This is a genomic window from Serratia sp. FDAARGOS_506, from assembly GCF_003812745.1.
In the GTDB taxonomy this organism is placed as follows: Bacteria; Pseudomonadota; Gammaproteobacteria; order Enterobacterales; family Enterobacteriaceae; genus Serratia.
Genome location: NZ_CP033831.1, coordinates 2,542,868 through 2,558,721 on the forward strand (window position 1 = coordinate 2,542,868; position 15,854 = coordinate 2,558,721).

At 61.2% G+C, this 15,854-nt stretch carries 12 protein-coding genes; 9 read left to right on the forward strand and 3 right to left on the reverse strand.

Annotated elements, in window-relative coordinates:
• Positions 1–183 precede the first annotated feature (183 nt).
• The 4 genes from adk (at position 184) to EGY12_RS12345 (ending at position 4,670) form a co-directional block, all read left to right on the forward strand.
• On the forward strand, positions 184–828 hold the full coding sequence (adk, locus tag EGY12_RS12330; RefSeq protein ID WP_004940261.1) for an adenylate kinase: 645 nt from the start codon (positions 184–186) through the stop codon (positions 826–828).
• 165 nt (positions 829–993) lie between these two features.
• Entirely contained in the window at positions 994–2,127 is a 1,134-nt protein-coding gene (locus EGY12_RS12335) for a sugar diacid recognition domain-containing protein (protein ID WP_123893830.1), read from the forward strand.
• A gap of 119 nt (positions 2,128–2,246) precedes the next feature.
• Complete coding sequence (locus EGY12_RS12340) at positions 2,247–3,512, forward strand: GntP family permease (RefSeq protein ID WP_015376868.1); 1,266 nt, start codon at positions 2,247–2,249, stop codon at positions 3,510–3,512.
• 9 nt (positions 3,513–3,521) lie between these two features.
• A complete protein-coding gene (locus tag EGY12_RS12345) occupies positions 3,522–4,670 on the forward strand; it encodes a glycerate kinase (RefSeq protein WP_123893832.1) in 1,149 nt (382 codons plus the stop codon).
• A gap of 41 nt (positions 4,671–4,711) precedes the next feature.
• On the opposite strand, the gene EGY12_RS12350 is transcribed toward EGY12_RS12345, so the two are convergent.
• A complete protein-coding gene (locus EGY12_RS12350; protein WP_123893834.1) occupies positions 4,712–5,698 on the reverse strand; it encodes an MBL fold metallo-hydrolase in 987 nt (328 codons plus the stop codon).
• A gap of 130 nt (positions 5,699–5,828) precedes the next feature.
• Here EGY12_RS12350 and EGY12_RS12355 point away from each other — a divergent pair, with 130 nt between their 5' ends.
• From EGY12_RS12355 to EGY12_RS12365, 3 genes are all read left to right on the forward strand, one after another.
• Positions 5,829–6,704: a LysR family transcriptional regulator gene (locus EGY12_RS12355; RefSeq protein ID WP_216641499.1), complete on the forward strand. Its 876-nt coding sequence runs from the start codon at positions 5,829–5,831 to the stop codon at positions 6,702–6,704.
• 119 nt (positions 6,705–6,823) lie between these two features.
• Positions 6,824–7,786, forward strand: a complete 963-nt coding sequence (hemH, locus tag EGY12_RS12360) for a ferrochelatase (RefSeq protein ID WP_004940253.1) — start codon at positions 6,824–6,826, stop codon at positions 7,784–7,786.
• 90 nt (positions 7,787–7,876) lie between these two features.
• Positions 7,877–9,181, forward strand: a complete 1,305-nt coding sequence (locus EGY12_RS12365) for an inosine/guanosine kinase (protein ID WP_123893838.1) — start codon at positions 7,877–7,879, stop codon at positions 9,179–9,181.
• A 58-nt stretch (positions 9,182–9,239) separates the two neighbouring features.
• Here the strand turns inward: EGY12_RS12365 and ybaL are convergent, their stop codons facing one another.
• Both ybaL and EGY12_RS12375 read right to left on the reverse strand, forming a co-directional pair.
• Positions 9,240–10,931: a YbaL family putative K(+) efflux transporter gene (gene ybaL / locus EGY12_RS12370; protein WP_123893840.1), complete on the reverse strand. Its 1,692-nt coding sequence runs from the start codon at positions 10,929–10,931 to the stop codon at positions 9,240–9,242.
• 245 nt (positions 10,932–11,176) lie between these two features.
• A complete protein-coding gene (locus EGY12_RS12375) occupies positions 11,177–12,397 on the reverse strand; it encodes an MFS transporter (RefSeq protein WP_123893841.1) in 1,221 nt (406 codons plus the stop codon).
• A gap of 178 nt (positions 12,398–12,575) precedes the next feature.
• Here EGY12_RS12375 and ushA point away from each other — a divergent pair, with 178 nt between their 5' ends.
• Both ushA and dacB read left to right on the forward strand, forming a co-directional pair.
• A complete protein-coding gene (gene ushA / locus EGY12_RS12380; RefSeq protein ID WP_123893843.1) occupies positions 12,576–14,228 on the forward strand; it encodes a bifunctional UDP-sugar hydrolase/5'-nucleotidase UshA in 1,653 nt (550 codons plus the stop codon).
• Between the two features lie 150 nt (positions 14,229–14,378).
• Entirely contained in the window at positions 14,379–15,845 is a 1,467-nt protein-coding gene (dacB, locus tag EGY12_RS12385) for a D-alanyl-D-alanine carboxypeptidase/D-alanyl-D-alanine-endopeptidase (RefSeq protein ID WP_123893845.1), read from the forward strand.
• Positions 15,846–15,854: the final 9 nt, after the last annotated feature.

Here is a 15,854-nt window from a genome sequence, read left to right on the forward strand (position 1 = left end):
TAACGGCTCCGTTAGGGGCGCATTGTCGATTTTTCCCCGCATTTTCTCGCCTTTTGCTTGTCCGTTTTTTTGCACATTCCGCAATCGATTTCCTTCGCGCGCCTTGAGCCTGCCCCCCCTGAAATGGTATCGTTGAGCGTTTTCGCAATTTTATAAAAACTACATAGCAAGGGGATTTACGCAATGCGTATCATTCTGCTGGGCGCTCCGGGCGCTGGTAAAGGTACTCAGGCTCAATTCATCATGGAGAAATACGGCATTCCGCAAATCTCCACCGGTGATATGTTGCGCGCAGCCGTGAAGGCCGGCAGTGAACTGGGCAAGCAGGCGAAAGAGATCATGGACGCCGGCAAGCTGGTGACCGATGAGCTGGTGATCGCGCTGGTCAAAGAGCGCATCGCTCAGGAAGATTGCCGCAAGGGCTTCCTGCTGGACGGTTTCCCACGCACCATTCCGCAAGCTGACGCAATGAAAGAAGCCGGCATCAACGTGGACTTCGTGCTGGAGTTCGACGTGCCGGACGAGCTGATCGTTGACCGCATCGTTGGCCGCCGCGTGCACGCGCCGTCCGGCCGCGTATACCACGTGAAGTTCAATCCGCCGCAGGTGGAAGGTAAAGACGACGTGACCGGCGAAGAGCTGACCACGCGCAAGGACGATCAGGAAGAGACCGTGCGCAAGCGCCTGGTGGAATACCATCAGATGACCGCGCCGCTGATCTCTTACTACAGCAAAGAAGCGGCAGCGGGCAACACCCAATACCGCAAAATCGACGGCACCCGCAAGGTCGCCGAAGTGAGCGCAGAGCTGGCGACCATCCTCGGTTGATCGCAAGCGGGTTGTGCATGACGCCGGGCCTGTGGCCCGGCGTTTTTTTTGCCGTTTTCCCGCCAAATTGTGATCGCGGCAGCTTGTTGCAGCCGTGCCCGTTAATCGCCCGCACCAAATGGCGTATAACAAGCCTGCGTTTTCACCCTCAGCAGGGAGCCGGGCATGCTCAGACAGACCAATCTTCTGGCGGAAGCCACCGCGCGCCAGATCGTCCAGCGGGCGATGGGCATCATCAGCCATTCCGTCAACGTGATGGACAGCAACGGTGTGATCATCGCCTCCGGCAACCCGCAGCGCCTGTTCCAGCGCCATGAAGGCGCGGTGCTGGCGCTGGCCGAGAACCGGGTGGTGGAAATCGACCGCGCCACCGCCGAGCACCTGAAGGGCGTGCGGCCCGGCATCAACCTGCCGTTCAGCTTTCGCAACCAGCGGGTGGGGGTGATCGGCATCTCCGGCGAACCGGCCGAGGTGCGCGCCTACGCCGAGCTGGTGAAGATGGCGGCGGAGTTGATGGTGGAGCAGGCGGCGCTGCTGGATCAGCACCAGTGGGAAAAGCGCTACCGGGAAGAGCTGGCGAACCAGCTGCTGCAGCCGCAGCCGAACACCGCGTCGCTGCAAGCGATGGCGGCCTATCTGGGATTGGATCTGCGCCAGGCGCGCATCGTGTGGATCGTCGAGCTGCAAGAGGCGCAGCCGCACCTGCTGCGCGAGCTGCTGGCGGAGCTGGAGGCCACCCAGCGCGACGCGTTGATCGCCATTACCGGCTTCAATGAAATGACCCTGCTGCGCCCGGCCTGTATGGCGCAGGGCGAATGGAGTTTGAAGCTGGAGCGCCAGCAGGCGCAGCGTTTGCAAAATCAACTCAAACACCGCTTTCGGGTGCGCTTGATCGTCGGTGGTTTTTATGACGATCCGCAAAGCGCCTACCGTTCCAGCCTGACGGCGCGCGCCACTCAGGCGATGGCGCAGCGCCTGAAACTGCGTCACGCCACGCTGTTTTACCACGACTACCCGCTGCCGTCGCTGTTGTGCGATCTGGGGGAGGACTGGCGCGCACAGGAGCTGGGGCGCCCCTGGCGGACGCTGGGTGAACAGGATGAAAAAGGCGTGCTGCGCAGTACGTTGCGCCACTATTTTTCGCAGAATTGTGATCAGACGCAGACCGCCGCGCAGCTGCATATCCACGTCAATACCCTGCGCTATCGCCTGCAGCGCATCGAAGCGATAACCGGCATGAAAATCAATCAATTAACTGACGCTCTGCGGTTGTATATCGGCATGCTGATGCACGATTGAGTTGTGCCAACCCACAAATTCCACGCCGTTCCCCCGGCGTTTTTTTGTTGTTTCCCCTCAGGCCAACGCCGGGCGCGCGGGATATGTTGACCTGCACATCAACCACGGAGAAAACAACAATGACAACCGTATCCACTCTGGGGGCGCTGGTGGCGTTAGCCGTCGCCATCGTCCTGATCCTACGCAAGGTGCCACCGGCTTACGGCATGATCGCCGGCGCGCTGGCAGGCGGGCTATGCGGCGGCGCCGACCTGGTGCAGACCGTAACGCTGATGATCGGCGGGGCGCAGGGCATCACCAACGCCGTGATGCGCATTCTGGCGGCGGGGGTATTGGCCGGGGTGCTGATCGAATCCGGCGCGGCGCACACCATCGCCGAAACCATCGTGCGTAAGGTGGGCGAAACCCGCGCGCTGTTGGCGCTGGCGGTGGCTACACTGATCCTGACGGCGGTGGGGGTATTTATCGACGTGGCGGTGATTACCGTCGCGCCGATCGCGCTGTCGATCGCCCAGAAGGCCGGCATTTCGCGCGCGGCGATCCTGCTGGCGATGATCGGTGGTGGCAAGGCCGGCAACGTGATGTCACCTAACCCGAACACCATTGCGGCGGCGGACAACTTCCACGTGCCGCTCACTTCGGTGATGATGGCCGGCATCGTGCCGGGGCTGTGTGGCCTGGTGGTGGCCTATCTGCTGGCGCGTCGCCTGAGCGATAAAGGCAGCAAAGTGATGGCCGAAGAGCTGACTCAGCATGCCGAAGGGGCGCGGCCGGGCTTCGCTGCGGCAATCAGCGCACCGCTGGTGGCGATCTTGCTGCTGTCGCTGCGGCCGATCGCCGGTATCGCCGTCGATCCGCTGATCGCGCTGCCGGCCGGTGGGTTGGCGGGCGCGCTGCTGATGGGGCGTATCCGCCAGTGCAATCAGTTTATGGTCTCCGGCCTGTCGCGCATGGCGCCGGTGGCGATCATGCTGCTCGGCACCGGCACGCTGGCGGGCATTATCGCCAACTCGGCGCTGAAGGATGTCTTGATTAACGGCTTAACGCACACCGGGCTGCCGGCCTGGCTGCTGGCGCCGCTGTCCGGCGCGCTGATGTCGATGGCGACCGCGTCGACCACCGCCGGCACCGCCGTGGCTTCCGGGGTGTTCAGCTCCACGTTGCTCGAGCTGGGCGTGAGCGGGTTGGCCGGCGCGGCGATGATCCATGCGGGCGCCACGGTGCTGGATCACCTGCCGCACGGTAGCTTCTTCCACGCCACCGGCGGCAGCGTCAATATGGCGGTGCACGAGCGGCTGAAGCTGTTGCCGTATGAAACGTTGGTGGGATTCACCATCGCGGCAATCTCGGCGCTGATGTTTGGCGTATTTAACCTGGCGGGATAAGGAACAGTGATGAAAGCGCTGAAAAAAGTGGTTATAGCTCCGGATTCTTTCAAAGAGAGCCTGAGCGCGCTCGGCGTCGCCGACGCCATTGAGCGGGGATTCCGCCAAATTTATCCGCAGGCACACTATGTGAAGCTGCCGATGGCGGACGGCGGCGAAGGCACGGTGGAGTCGATGGTGGCGGCCACCGGCGGCGAAATCGTCCAGGTGACGGTCACCGGGCCGCTGGGAGAGCCGGTGCTGGGATTCTATGGCCTGCTGGGCGACGGCGAAACCGCGGTGATTGAAATGGCCGCCGCTTCCGGGCTGCACCTGGCGCCGCCCGGCCGGCGCGATCCGCGCATCACCACCAGTTACGGCACCGGCGAACTGATGCTGGCGGCGTTGGAGCGCGGTGTGAAGGCGATCATTCTCGGCATCGGCGGCAGCGCCACCAACGACGGCGGCGCTGGGATGATGCAGGCGCTGGGCGTGAAGTTGCTGGATAAGGACAGTCGGCCGCTGCCGGTGGGCGGTGCGGCCTTGGCACAGCTGGCACATCTCGATCTCACCGGGCTGGATGCGCGTTGGCAGCGGGTAAGCGTGACCGCCGCCTGCGACGTCGATAACCCGCTGTGCGGCGAAAAGGGCGCCTCGGCGGTGTTCGGGCCGCAGAAGGGGGCGACGCCGGAGATAGTGGCGCAGCTCGATGCGGCACTGCATCACTATGGCGAACTGCTGGAGCGGGAAACCGGCCGCACCGTGCTCACCCAGCCGGGCGCGGGCGCGGCGGGCGGTATGGGGGCGGCGTTGCTCGGCATGCTCAGCGCACGTTTGCGGCCGGGCATCGAGATCGTCACCGAAACCCTGCGTCTGGATGAGGCGGTGCGCGATGCCGATCTGGTGATCACCGGCGAAGGGCGGCTGGACAGCCAGTCGATCCACGGCAAAACGCCGATCGGCGTGGCGCGGGTGGCCAAGCGCCACGGCGTGCCGGTAATCGCCATCGCCGGCAGCCTGACGCCGGATTACCAGGTGGTGCATCAACACGGCATAGACGCGGCGTTTTCGGTGCTTGATCGCATCGTAACGCTGGAAGAAGCGTTGGCGGACGCCGATCGCAATCTGCAGGTGACGGCGCGCAACGTGGCGGCGGTGTGGCGGCTGGCGCAGGCGTGATGAGACCGGATGACCACCGCCAGGCGGTGGTCACATACCGACTATTTGTTTTCTACCTGCCACATTCTGATGCCGTTATGTTCCGGTTGGGTTGAAATTTCAAATCGCATCAAATCTTCACCGACCACGAAGCTGCCGTCATATTTTGCGCCGACTTGCCGCACGATATCGCCGGTGGTGACGTCGCCGTTCAACCCGATATGGCTGAAGACTGCCAGCTTGGGGCGCGCCGCGTTGAGCACGCGCGCCACGTCGTCGGGAGAGGAAAGGTGGGCGGCAATTGCCCGATAACCCGGGTTGGCTTTCATCTGCGCTTGTGAGGTGATGGAGATGCAATGCACCAGCATATCGGCATGGGTCGCCTGTTTCACGACTTCGGCGCTGTAGCGCGTATCGCCGGAGATCACCACCGAACGTCCGCGATACTCGATGCGGTAGCCGAACGACGGTTTGATGTTGACGCCATGATCGTTGTTGAAGGCGAAGACTTTCACGCCGTCTTTGGCGTAGACCAGACCGGGTGCGTCGTCATGGGCGTTGATCGTCACGCCGTCGAGCGGCGTGCCTTCATCCTTTTGCCGTGTCGCAATATCGCTGGCGAACGCTTGCCGTAGCCCGGCGGCGAACTCGACGGTGCCGGTTGGGCCATGCAGCTCCAACGGCACGGCGCGGCGGCCATAGGCGGGTTGCAGCCACCCCGTCAGCCATAGATCGGGGAAGCCGATGGTGTGATCGGAGTGAAAGTGAGTCAGAAAGAAGGCGTCGATTCGCCCCAGCGGGATACCCACTTGCCACAGCCGGGTGCTGGCATTGCGGCCAAAATCAAACACCAGCTTCTGTTTGCCGGCCTCCACCAGTGTACTGTTGCCCGCACGCGCGATGCGCGGCACCGGATTGCCGGTGCCCAGCAGGGTGACGCGTATGGCATTTTCGGCGGCGCCAGGTACTGCCGTTTGCGCTGAGGCGTGCCAGGCCGATAGTGCGAGCGCCAGGCCAAACAGCGCGTGTGGGAGCGTGCGGTATTTCATGTTGGTATTCCTTGAAGGGCGGTACGCATCACTTTACTGGAGCGGATTTGGATGATAAATGTAGCGAAAAGCGTTTATTTCGAAACGTTTGGTTTCTAATGGTGGTGGAGCGATGGACCGAATAACCAGCATGGCTATTTTTGTCAGCGCGGTCGAGGCGGGGTCGTTCGCCGGCGCGGCGGAAACGTTGCATATCAGTCCGCAGGGCGTGGGCAAGCATGTGCGTTCCCTGGAACACTGGTTGGGTGCCAGGTTGTTGCATAAGACGACCCGCCAACAAAGCCTGACCGAAGTCGGCGCGCGATTTTATGAGCGTTGCAAAGCGGTGCTGATGGAAGTTGAAGCCGCGGAGGCCGTCGCCCAGGAACTCTCCGCCAGGCCTAAAGGGCAGTTGCGTATCGCCGCCCCTTTGAGTTTCGGACATCATCAATTGGTCCCGCTGTTGCCGCGCTTTCTTGAAGCCTACCCCGAGATACACATCGACCTGCATCTTTCCAACCGGTTGGTCGATGTTGCGGAGGAGGGGTTCGATGCGGTTATTCGGGTGCCGCTCGCCGGGGATGAGCTGCTGGTAAGCAAACGCCTGAAAACGGAGTCTTTTTGCCTGTGCGCCTCACCGGAGTATCTGGCGCGGCACGGCGTGCCTTTGACCCCCGAGGCGTTGGCCGATCACCAGTGCTTGCACGGCAACTGGAGTGCGAACGAAGTCTGGCAATTTCAGGGGGAAGATCGGCTTCATCGCATTAAGGTGAACAGCCGCCTCAAGATCAATAACTGGCTGGCGTTGCTCAATGCCGCGCGGCATGGCGGCGGCATTACGCTGCAGCCGCTCTCGCAGGTGAGCGGCTTGATCGCCGATGGGGAGTTGGTGCCGCTGTTGCCGGCGTACCGCATTCCGGTCAAAGAGGTCAGCCTGCTGTTTTTACCCGATCAAAAAATGCCGCTTAAGCTACGAAGCTTTATGGATTATGTGTGTGGCTGCTTCAACGACGGTCACGAGGCATAGCCTGTTGCTGTTATCGGTTTCGACGCAGGACTTTTCCGTTACAATAGCCGGCATTAATGGCTGCTGACATCCCGACCCAGAACGGAATGCCGGCCGGAAAGGAAATGAGGGGAACTGAGATGAAGCAAGAGAAACACGGCGTATTGCTGGTGAACCTGGGCACGCCAGATGCGCCGACCTCGTCGGCGGTCAAACGCTATCTGAAGGAATTCCTCAGTGACGATCGCGTGGTCGACACGGCGCCGCTGATCTGGTGGCCGATCCTCAACGGCGCGATCTTGCCGATCCGTTCGCCGCGCGTGGCGAAGCTCTATCAGTCGGTGTGGATGGAAGAGGGCTCGCCGCTGCTGGTGTACAGCCGTCGCCAACAGCGGGCGCTGGCGGCACGCATGCCGAATACGCCGGTGGAGCTGGGCATGAGCTATGGCTCGCCGAGCCTGGCGGAAGCCATCGACAAGCTGTTGGCGCAGGGTGTGACCAACCTGGTGGTGCTGCCGCTCTATCCGCAATATTCCTGTTCCACCAGCGCGGCGGTATGGGACGGCGTGGCGCGGGTGCTGAAAGGCTATCGCCGTTTGCCTTCTGTGGCCTTCATCCGCGATTACGCCGAACATCCGGCCTACATCGCCGCGCTGCAGCAAAGCGTGGAACGTTCGTTCGCTGAGCACGGCCAGCCGGACCGGCTGGTGCTGTCGTTCCACGGTATCCCCAAACGCTACGCGCGCCTGGGCGACGACTACCCACAGCGCTGCGAGGATACGCTGCGTGCGCTGAGCGCCACGCTGCCGCTGGCACCGGAGCGAGTGATGATGACGTACCAATCGCGCTTTGGCCGCGAGCCATGGCTGACGCCATACACCGATGAGACCCTGAAAGGGCTACCGGCGCAGGGCGTGAAGCACATTCAGCTGATTTGCCCCGGTTTCTCGGCGGACTGCCTGGAAACGTTGGAAGAGATTAAAGAACAGAACCGTGAGATCTTCCTCAAGGCCGGCGGCGAGAAGTTTGAATATATCTCTGCGCTGAACGACGAGCCGGCGCATATCGATATGATGCAGCAGCTGGTGGCGCAGCGCCTCTAATCATCCATAATCTGTATATTAGAATCATCGTGATCGGGCGGGAATGTGTTAACATTCTCCGCTTGTTAAACCGTCACCACCGCCAATCACATGAAATTTCCTGGTAAACGCAAGTCTAAACACTATTTCCCGGTGAGCGCCCGCGATCCGCTTCTGCAGCAGGCCCAGCCCGAAAGTGAAATCAGCACCTCGTATATCGTCGGCATCGACCAGACGCTGGTGGATATCGAGGCGAAGGTGGACGACGCTTTTGTCCAGCGCTACGGCCTGAGTCTGGGCCACTCTCTGGTGATCGAAGACGACGTCGCCGAGGCGCTGTATCAGGAACTGAATGAAAACAACCTGGTTACCCATCAGTTCGCCGGCGGCACCATCGGCAATACCATGCACAACTATTCGGTGCTGGCAGACGATCGCTCGGTGCTGCTCGGCGTGATGTGCAGCAACGTGAAAATCGGCAGCTATGCCTATCGTTATCTGTGCAATACCTCCAGCCGTACCGATCTTAACTATCTGCAGGGCGTAGACGGCGCCATCGGCCGCTGTTTCACGCTGATTGGCGAAAGCGGCGAGCGTACCTTCGCCATCAACCCAGGCCAGATGAACCAGCTGCGCCCGGAAAGCATTCCTGAAGAGGTGATCGCCGGCGCGTCGGCGCTGGTGCTGAGCTCTTATCTGGTGCGCTGCAAGGAAGGGGAGCCGATGAAGGCCGCCACCCTGCAGGCGATCGAATACGCCAAAAAGCATGATGTGCCGGTGGTGTTGACGCTGGGCACCAAGTACGTGATCGCCGACAACCCGCAGTGGTGGCGCGAGTTCCTGAAGGAAAACGTGACGATTCTGGCGATGAACGAAGACGAAGCGCTGGAGCTGACCGGGCTGAGCGATCCGTTGACCGCCTCGGACATGGCGCTGGAGTGGGTGGATCTGGTGCTGTGCACCGCCGGGCCGAACGGCCTGTATATGGCGGGCTACACCGAAGAAGCCAACAAGCGCCAGACCCAGCACCCGCTGCTGCCGGGGCATATCGCCGAGTTCAACCGCTACGAATTCAGCCGCGCCATGCGCCGCGAACACTGTGAAAATCCGCTGCGCGTTTATTCGCACATCGCGCCTTATATGGGCGGCCCCGAGAGGATCATGAACACCAACGGCGCCGGCGACGGCGCGCTGTCGGCGTTGCTGCACGATATTGCCGCCAACGGCTATCACCGCCATAACGTGCCCAATTCCAGCAAGCACGTGCGCAGCTACCTGACTTACTCCTCCCTGGCGCAGGTGTGCAAATACGCCAACCGCGTCAGCTACCAGGTGTTGAACCAGCATTCGCCGCGCCTCACCCGCGGTCTGCCGGAGCGGGAAGACAGCCTGGAAGAGTCCTACTGGGAGCGTTAACTCGTTGAAAAAGAAAAGGTCCGGCATGCCGGACCTTTTTTTATGCGCCCGTGGCGCTTCAGATCGGGCAGCCGCCCATTTTTTCTTCTTCGCTCAGGGTGTCCAGCTGCAGGATGTTCAGCATGCTGTTGGCGATCTCCCGTTCACCCATTACCACCTGGTTGGCGCCGCGATCGGTGATGTAGGCCACTTCGTCGTCGTAGTGGGCGCGGGCGATGATCTCGATGTTCGGCCGCTTGGCGCGCGCCGAAGCGACGATCTCGCCGGCCTCATAGCCGTTGGGAATGGTCAGCAGCAGCCAGCGTGCGCAGTCGAGCCGCGCCAGATCCATCACTTCCGGATTGGCGGCGTTGCCCAGCACTGTCTTGATGCCCTGTTCGCGCAGCGCTTCCACCCGCGGGCGGGAGTTCTCGATCACCACCAGCGGAATACCCGCCTCGGCCAGTTTGCCGCCCAGCAGGCTGCCGACGCGGCCGTAGCCGACCACCAGCGCGTGATTGCACATGTCCACCGGGATCTGCTTCTCTTCTTCCACCGCCTCTTCGAGAATTTGCTCTTCGATGGTTTCGGTTTTGGCCAGATAGCGCTCCAGCAGGGTGAACAACAGCGGGTTGAGCATGATGGACAGAATGGCGCCGGCCAGCACCAGATTGCGGCCGTGTTCCGACATCATGCCGAGCGCGATGCCGAGGCCCGCCAGAATAAACGCGAACTCGCCGATCTGCGCCAGACTGGCGGAAATGGTCAGCGCGGTGCGCTTGGAGTGGCCGAACATTTTCACCAACAGGAATGCGGCGGCGGATTTGCCGAACACGATGATCGCCAGCGTCGCCAGCACCGCCAGCGGTTCGTTAATCACGATCATCGGATTGAACAGCATGCCGACCGAGACGAAGAACAGCACCGCGAACGCGTCGCGCAGCGGCAGGGTGTCGTGCGCCGCGCGGTGGCTCAGTTCGGACTCGTTCAGCACCATGCCGGCGAAGAAGGCGCCCAGCGCGAAGGAGACGTCGAACAGCTTCACCGCGCCGTAGGCGATGCCGAGTGCCAGCGCTAATACCGCCAGGGTGAACAGCTCGCGTGAGCCGGTGCTGGCGGTTTTCGACAGGATCCACGGCACCAGGCGGCGGCCGACCACGATCATCAACGCGATGAAGGCGATGACCTTACCGATGGTCAGCGCCAGCTCCATCAGTAGCTGGCTGCTGCTGGCGTTGTCGTTGCCCAGCATATTGCCGAAGGCCGGCAACAATACCAGCGTCAGCACCATCGCCAAATCTTCGACGATCAGCCAGCCGATGGCGATTTGCCCGCGTTGGCTGTCGATCAGCTGCCGTTCCTCCAGGGCGCGCAGCAGCACCACGGTGCTGGCGGTGGAGAGACAGAGGCCGAACACCAGGCCGGAGATCAGATCCCAGCCGAGGAGTTTGGACAGCCCCATACCGAGCAGGGTCGCGACGGCTATTTGCGCCACGGCGCCGGGAATGGCGATAGATTTTACTGCGAGGAGGTCTTTCAAAGAGAAGTGCAGGCCAACACCGAACATCAACAGGATAACGCCGATTTCCGCCAGTTCCGGCGCCAGTGAGGTATCGGCGACGAAACCGGGAGTGAACGGGCCGGCGAGCACCCCTGCGGCCAGATACCCCACCAGAGGGGAGATGCGCAGGCGGTTCGCCAGCATGCCGAGGAGGAAGGCGAGTACTAACCCTCCGACGATGGTGGTGATGAGCGGTGTTGAATTATGCATCCATACTCCTTCTGGCTATGCATCGCGGCACGGGAGAAACGCAACAAAGTTACGAAAAGATACATTTAGTTTATTGCATTTGTTCGCGGCTTGCTTGGCTAATTTGGCCTTTTTTGTAAAAAAGCAGAGGATTTCACTTAAGACGCGGCAATGAGGGGATTTTGTGTCAGATAGACCAAATAACATTGGTTTATCCGTGGGATAACCCGGATGAATAAATAATTTCATCCGGGCAGCCAGCGGGGTTATTGCGTTTTATGCTCCATATTGGGCAGTAGTGCAGTGATAATGCCGATCAGCGGCAGGAAAGCACAGATTTGGTAGACCAGTTCGATACTGGTCAAATCAGCGACATAACCAAGAACTGCCGCGCCTAACCCACCCATACCGAAAGCAAAACCGAAGAATAAGCCGGAAACCATGCCAACTTTTCCCGGGATCAGCTCTTGCGCGTAGACCAGGATGGCGGAGAACGCCGAAGCGAGAATAACCCCGATGATCACCGTCAAAATGCCGGTCCAGTACAGAGATGCATAGGGTAAAACAAGGGTAAACGGTGCCGCACCAAGAATAGAGCCCCAAATAACATATTTTCGCCCTATCTTATCGCCGAGAGGCCCGCCGATAATGGTTCCGGCTGCCACCGCGAACAGAAAGGCGAACAGGTGTATCTGCGCGTTCTGCACCGAAACGCCGAACTTATGTATCAGATAAAAGGTGTAATAGCTGCTGATACTGGCCAGATAGAAGTATTTGGAGAAAATCAGCACCAGCAGGATGCCGAGCGAGTAGACTACGGTACGTTTTGGCAGCGGTTTCAGCATCGACGGGCTTTTGGGCAGCCCTTTAGTTGCCCGATGCTGATGTTGATACCACTTGCTGACCTGCAGCAGCACCACGATCGCCAGCAGCGCCGCCAGCGAGAACCAGGCGACGTTGCCCTTACCGTAGGGCGCGATGATCAGCGCCGCCAGCAGCGGGCCGAGCGAGCTGCCGAAGTTGCCACCGACCTGGAACAGCGACTGCGCCAGACCATGCCGCCCGCCGGAGGCCATGCGCGCCACGCGCGAGGATTCCGGGTGGAAGACCGATGAACCGGTGCCCACCAGCGCCGCTGCCAGCAACACCAGCGGGAAGGTGCTCGCTACCGACAGCAGCAGCAGGCCGGACAGGGTAAAGCCCATACCGATCGGCAACGAGTAAGGCTGCGGGTGTTTATCAGTGTAATAGCCAATCAGCGGCTGCAGCAGCGAGGCCGTCAGCTGATAGGTCAGGGTAATCATGCCGATCTGCACGAAGCTGAGGTGAAAATCGGCTTGCAGGATCGGGTAAATCGCCAGGATCAGCGACTGGATCATATCGTTGAGCAGGTGAGACACGCTGATGGCGCCAAGGATGGAAAAGGCGGTTCCCTTCACCGCACTGCCCTTGGCGGGCGGCATCGCGCTTTGGCTACTGTCGGTCATATTATTATTAGCCTGATAAGTTGTTGAGCACAGAGATGACATCTTAGGCAGGGCGCTTAATTTTTACCATATCTGAAATAATCAGACTCACATCGCAAAAATTTGAAATCAGCTGTCATTAATTCGCGCTACAATTTCGCCCTCATCATAAAAGCCATTTAATACACGGAGATCCGCCATGCGTTTTTCGCTGAAAACCACCGCATGCGCGTTGGCCGTTTCCCTGACGTTGCTGTCGGGGGCCGCCAGTGCCTGGGAAAAGGATAAGACCTACGCCATCACCATTCTGCACACCAACGATCATCATGGTCATTTCTGGCAGAACGATCACGGCGAATATGGCCTGGGCGCGCAGAAAACGCTGGTGGACGGCATTCGTCAGGAAGTGGCGGCGCAGGGCGGCAGCCTGCTGCTGCTGTCCGGCGGCGATATCAATACCGGCGTGCCGGAATCGGATCTGCAGGACGCCGAGCCGGACTTCCGCGGCATGAACCTGGTGGGCTACGACGCGATGGCGATCGGCAACCACGAATTCGACAACCCGCTGAGCGTACTGCGCCAGCAGGAAAAATGGGCGACCTTCCCGCTGCTGTCCGCCAACATCTATCAGAAAAGTACCGGCCAGCGGCTGTTCAAGCCTTACGCCTTGTTCGACAAGCAGGGTATCAAGATCGCGGTGATCGGCCTGACGACCGACGACACCGCGAAAATGGGCAACCCGGAGTATTTTACCGACATTGAATTCCGCGTGCCGGCGCCGGAGGCGAAGCGCGTGGTGGAGCAATTGCGTAAAGACGAGAAACCGGACGTGATCATCGCCGCTACCCACATGGGGCACTACGACAACGGCGAACACGGCTCCAACGCGCCGGGCGACGTGGAGATGGCGCGCAGCCTGCCGGCCGGATATCTCGACATGATCGTCGGCGGCCACTCGCAGGATCCGGTGTGCATGGCCGGTGACAACCGCAAGCAGGTCGATTATGTGCCTGGTACGCCGTGCTCGCCGGATCGCCAGAACGGCACCTGGATCGTGCAGGCACATGAGTGGGGCAAATACGTGGGCCGCGCCGACTTCGAATTCCGCAACGGTGAGTTGAAGCTGGTGCATTATCAGCTGATACCGGTGAACCTGAAGAAGAAAGTGGAGAAGGCGGACGGCACCAGCGAGCGCGTGTATTACACCCAGCAGATCGCGGAAGATCCGGCCATGATGAAGCTGTTGACGCCGTTCCAGGAGAAGGGCAAAGAGCAGCTGAGCGTGAAGATCGGCAGCGTTAACGGCAAGCTGGAGGGCGATCGCAGCAAGGTTCGCTTCGTGCAGACTAACCTGGCGCGGGTGATGTTGGCCGCGCAGATGGAGCGCGCCGATGCCGACTTCGCGGTGATGAGCGGCGGTGGGGTGCGCGATTCCATTGAAAGCGGCGATATTACCTACAAAAACGTGCTCAAGGTACAACCGTTCGGCAACACCCTGGTGCATGTCGATATGAAAGGCAGCGAGATTGAGCAGTACCTGGCAGTGGTAGCCAACATGAAGCCGGACTCCGGCGCTTACGCCCAGTTCGCCAACGTCAGCCTGGTGGCGGACGGCAAGGGCGTCAGCGAGGTGAAGATCAACGGCCAGCCGCTGCAGGCGGATAAAACCTACCGCATGGCGACGCTGAACTTCAACGCGCTGGGCGGCGACGGCTATCCGAAGTTGGACGGGCTGCCGAGCTACGTCAACACCGGCTTTATCGATGCCGAGGTGCTGAAGCAGTACATCGAGAAACACTCACCGCTGGATGCGGCGGCCTATGAGCCAAAGGGCGAGATCGTTTATCGCTAATCGCCACCGCAGCGGCCTGCTCCCCTGTGGGTGGGCCGCCTGTTTCCCGCCGAAAACCCTCCTTCAAACGCACGCAAAAGTCGCCGCCGCCGCCTTCCAATGATAGCCTGAGCAACAATTTTGTTCTGATAACGCAAGCAGGGAGATGACATGTTGAAAACCGCAGGCTGGCTGCTGCCCGCCATCCTGGCGTTGGCGGGGTGTTCGTCATCCGGCCAACGCCATGAGCAAACGCTCAGCCAGGCGCTGGCGGCCATCGGCCAAGACAAGGCGCTGGTTGGCGCGTCGAGCGGCGTGATGGTGCGCGATGCCGACAGCGGAACCGTGCTGTATCAGGCGCATGCGGAGCAGCGCCTGGCGCCGGCTTCCAACATGAAGATGTTCACTTCTCTGGCGGCGTTCGGCGTGCTGGGGGCGGATTACCGGTTTGAAACCCGGCTGCTGGCCACCGGCGAGCAGCGTGGCGACACCTTGCAAGGGGATCTCTATCTGCAGGGCAGCGGCGATCCGACGTTGCATCCAGACGATCTCGACACTTTCGCCGCCACGCTGGCGCAGCGCGGCATTCGCCATATTCATGGGCGGCTGATCCTGGACGCCAACGCGTTCGATCAAACGCCCTTCGGCGCCGGCTGGAGCTGGGACGACGAACCCTTCGCCTTTGCCGCGCCGATCTCGGCGCTGAACTACGCCTTTACCCCCGGCGGCGATATCAACGTGGTGCGGGTGGACGTGCAGCCGGGCGCCCGCGCCGGTGCGCCAGGGCAGGTGAGTTTCTATCCCGCCAATGACGCGGTGACGCTGGTCAACCACACCACCACCGGCGGCGACACCGCACTGACGTTCGATCGCCAGCCGGGCAGTAACCGGATCGTGGTCAGCGGCACCATCGCCGCGCAGGCGGAGACCCGCTCGCGATTGATCACCGTCGATCAACCGGCCCGCGTGATCGGCGCCTTATTGCAAAATGCCCTGCGCGCGCACGGCATCACGCTGCGTGGCAACGTTGAAGAGGGCGTGACGCCGGCAGGCGCACAGCGGCTGGCCGAAAAAACCTCGCCGCCGCTCTCCCGCTTGGCCGTCACCTTCCTGAAGGTGTCCAACAACGGTTACGGCGAGATATTGACCAAAGCGATGGGCCGAAAGACGCAGGGCAAGGGGGATTGGGCCGCCGGTCTGCAGGCGATTAGCCGGTTTGTGCAAAGCCAGGGCGTCGAGGCCGGCGCGTACCGCCAGGTGGACGGTTCCGGGCTGTCGCGCATGAATCAGGTCACGCCGCAGCAGCTGACGACGCTGCTGCTGGCGGCCAGGAAACAGCCGTGGTTCGCCGACTGGTATAACGCCTTGCCCATTGCGGGCCAGCCGGGGCTGCTGGTGGGCGGGACGCTGCAGAGCCGCATGGTGAAGACGGCGGCGGCGGGCCGCGCCCACGCCAAGAGCGGTTCCATGACCGGGGTGTCGTCGCTCAGCGGCTATGTCGACTCGGCGACCGGGCGGCCGCTGGCGTTCGCCATCATCAGCAACAACTATCTGGTGCCCGGCGCGGAGGTGAAGGCGCTGGAAGACCGCCTGGTCGAGACGCTGGCGGCCTGTGACGCCACGGTAGTGTGCCGCTGAGAGCGCGGC

Excerpts from the sequence above, each read along its gene's own strand:
- adk (WP_004940261.1), top strand. The coding sequence starts at position 184 with ATGCGTATCATTCTGCTGGGCGCTCCGGGCGCTGGTAAAGGTACTCAG.
- EGY12_RS12335 (WP_123893830.1), top strand. The coding sequence starts at position 994 with ATGCTCAGACAGACCAATCTTCTGGCGGAAGCCACCGCGCGCCAGATC.
- EGY12_RS12340 (WP_015376868.1), top strand. The coding sequence starts at position 2,247 with ATGACAACCGTATCCACTCTGGGGGCGCTGGTGGCGTTAGCCGTCGCC.
- EGY12_RS12345 (WP_123893832.1), top strand. The coding sequence starts at position 3,522 with ATGAAAGCGCTGAAAAAAGTGGTTATAGCTCCGGATTCTTTCAAAGAG.
- EGY12_RS12350 (WP_123893834.1), bottom strand. The coding sequence starts at position 5,698 with ATGAAATACCGCACGCTCCCACACGCGCTGTTTGGCCTGGCGCTCGCA.
- EGY12_RS12355 (WP_216641499.1), top strand. The coding sequence starts at position 5,829 with ATGGCTATTTTTGTCAGCGCGGTCGAGGCGGGGTCGTTCGCCGGCGCG.
- hemH (WP_004940253.1), top strand. The coding sequence starts at position 6,824 with ATGAAGCAAGAGAAACACGGCGTATTGCTGGTGAACCTGGGCACGCCA.
- EGY12_RS12365 (WP_123893838.1), top strand. The coding sequence starts at position 7,877 with ATGAAATTTCCTGGTAAACGCAAGTCTAAACACTATTTCCCGGTGAGC.
- ybaL (WP_123893840.1), bottom strand. The coding sequence starts at position 10,931 with ATGCATAATTCAACACCGCTCATCACCACCATCGTCGGAGGGTTAGTA.
- EGY12_RS12375 (WP_123893841.1), bottom strand. The coding sequence starts at position 12,397 with ATGACCGACAGTAGCCAAAGCGCGATGCCGCCCGCCAAGGGCAGTGCG.
- ushA (WP_123893843.1), top strand. The coding sequence starts at position 12,576 with ATGCGTTTTTCGCTGAAAACCACCGCATGCGCGTTGGCCGTTTCCCTG.
- dacB (WP_123893845.1), top strand. The coding sequence starts at position 14,379 with ATGTTGAAAACCGCAGGCTGGCTGCTGCCCGCCATCCTGGCGTTGGCG.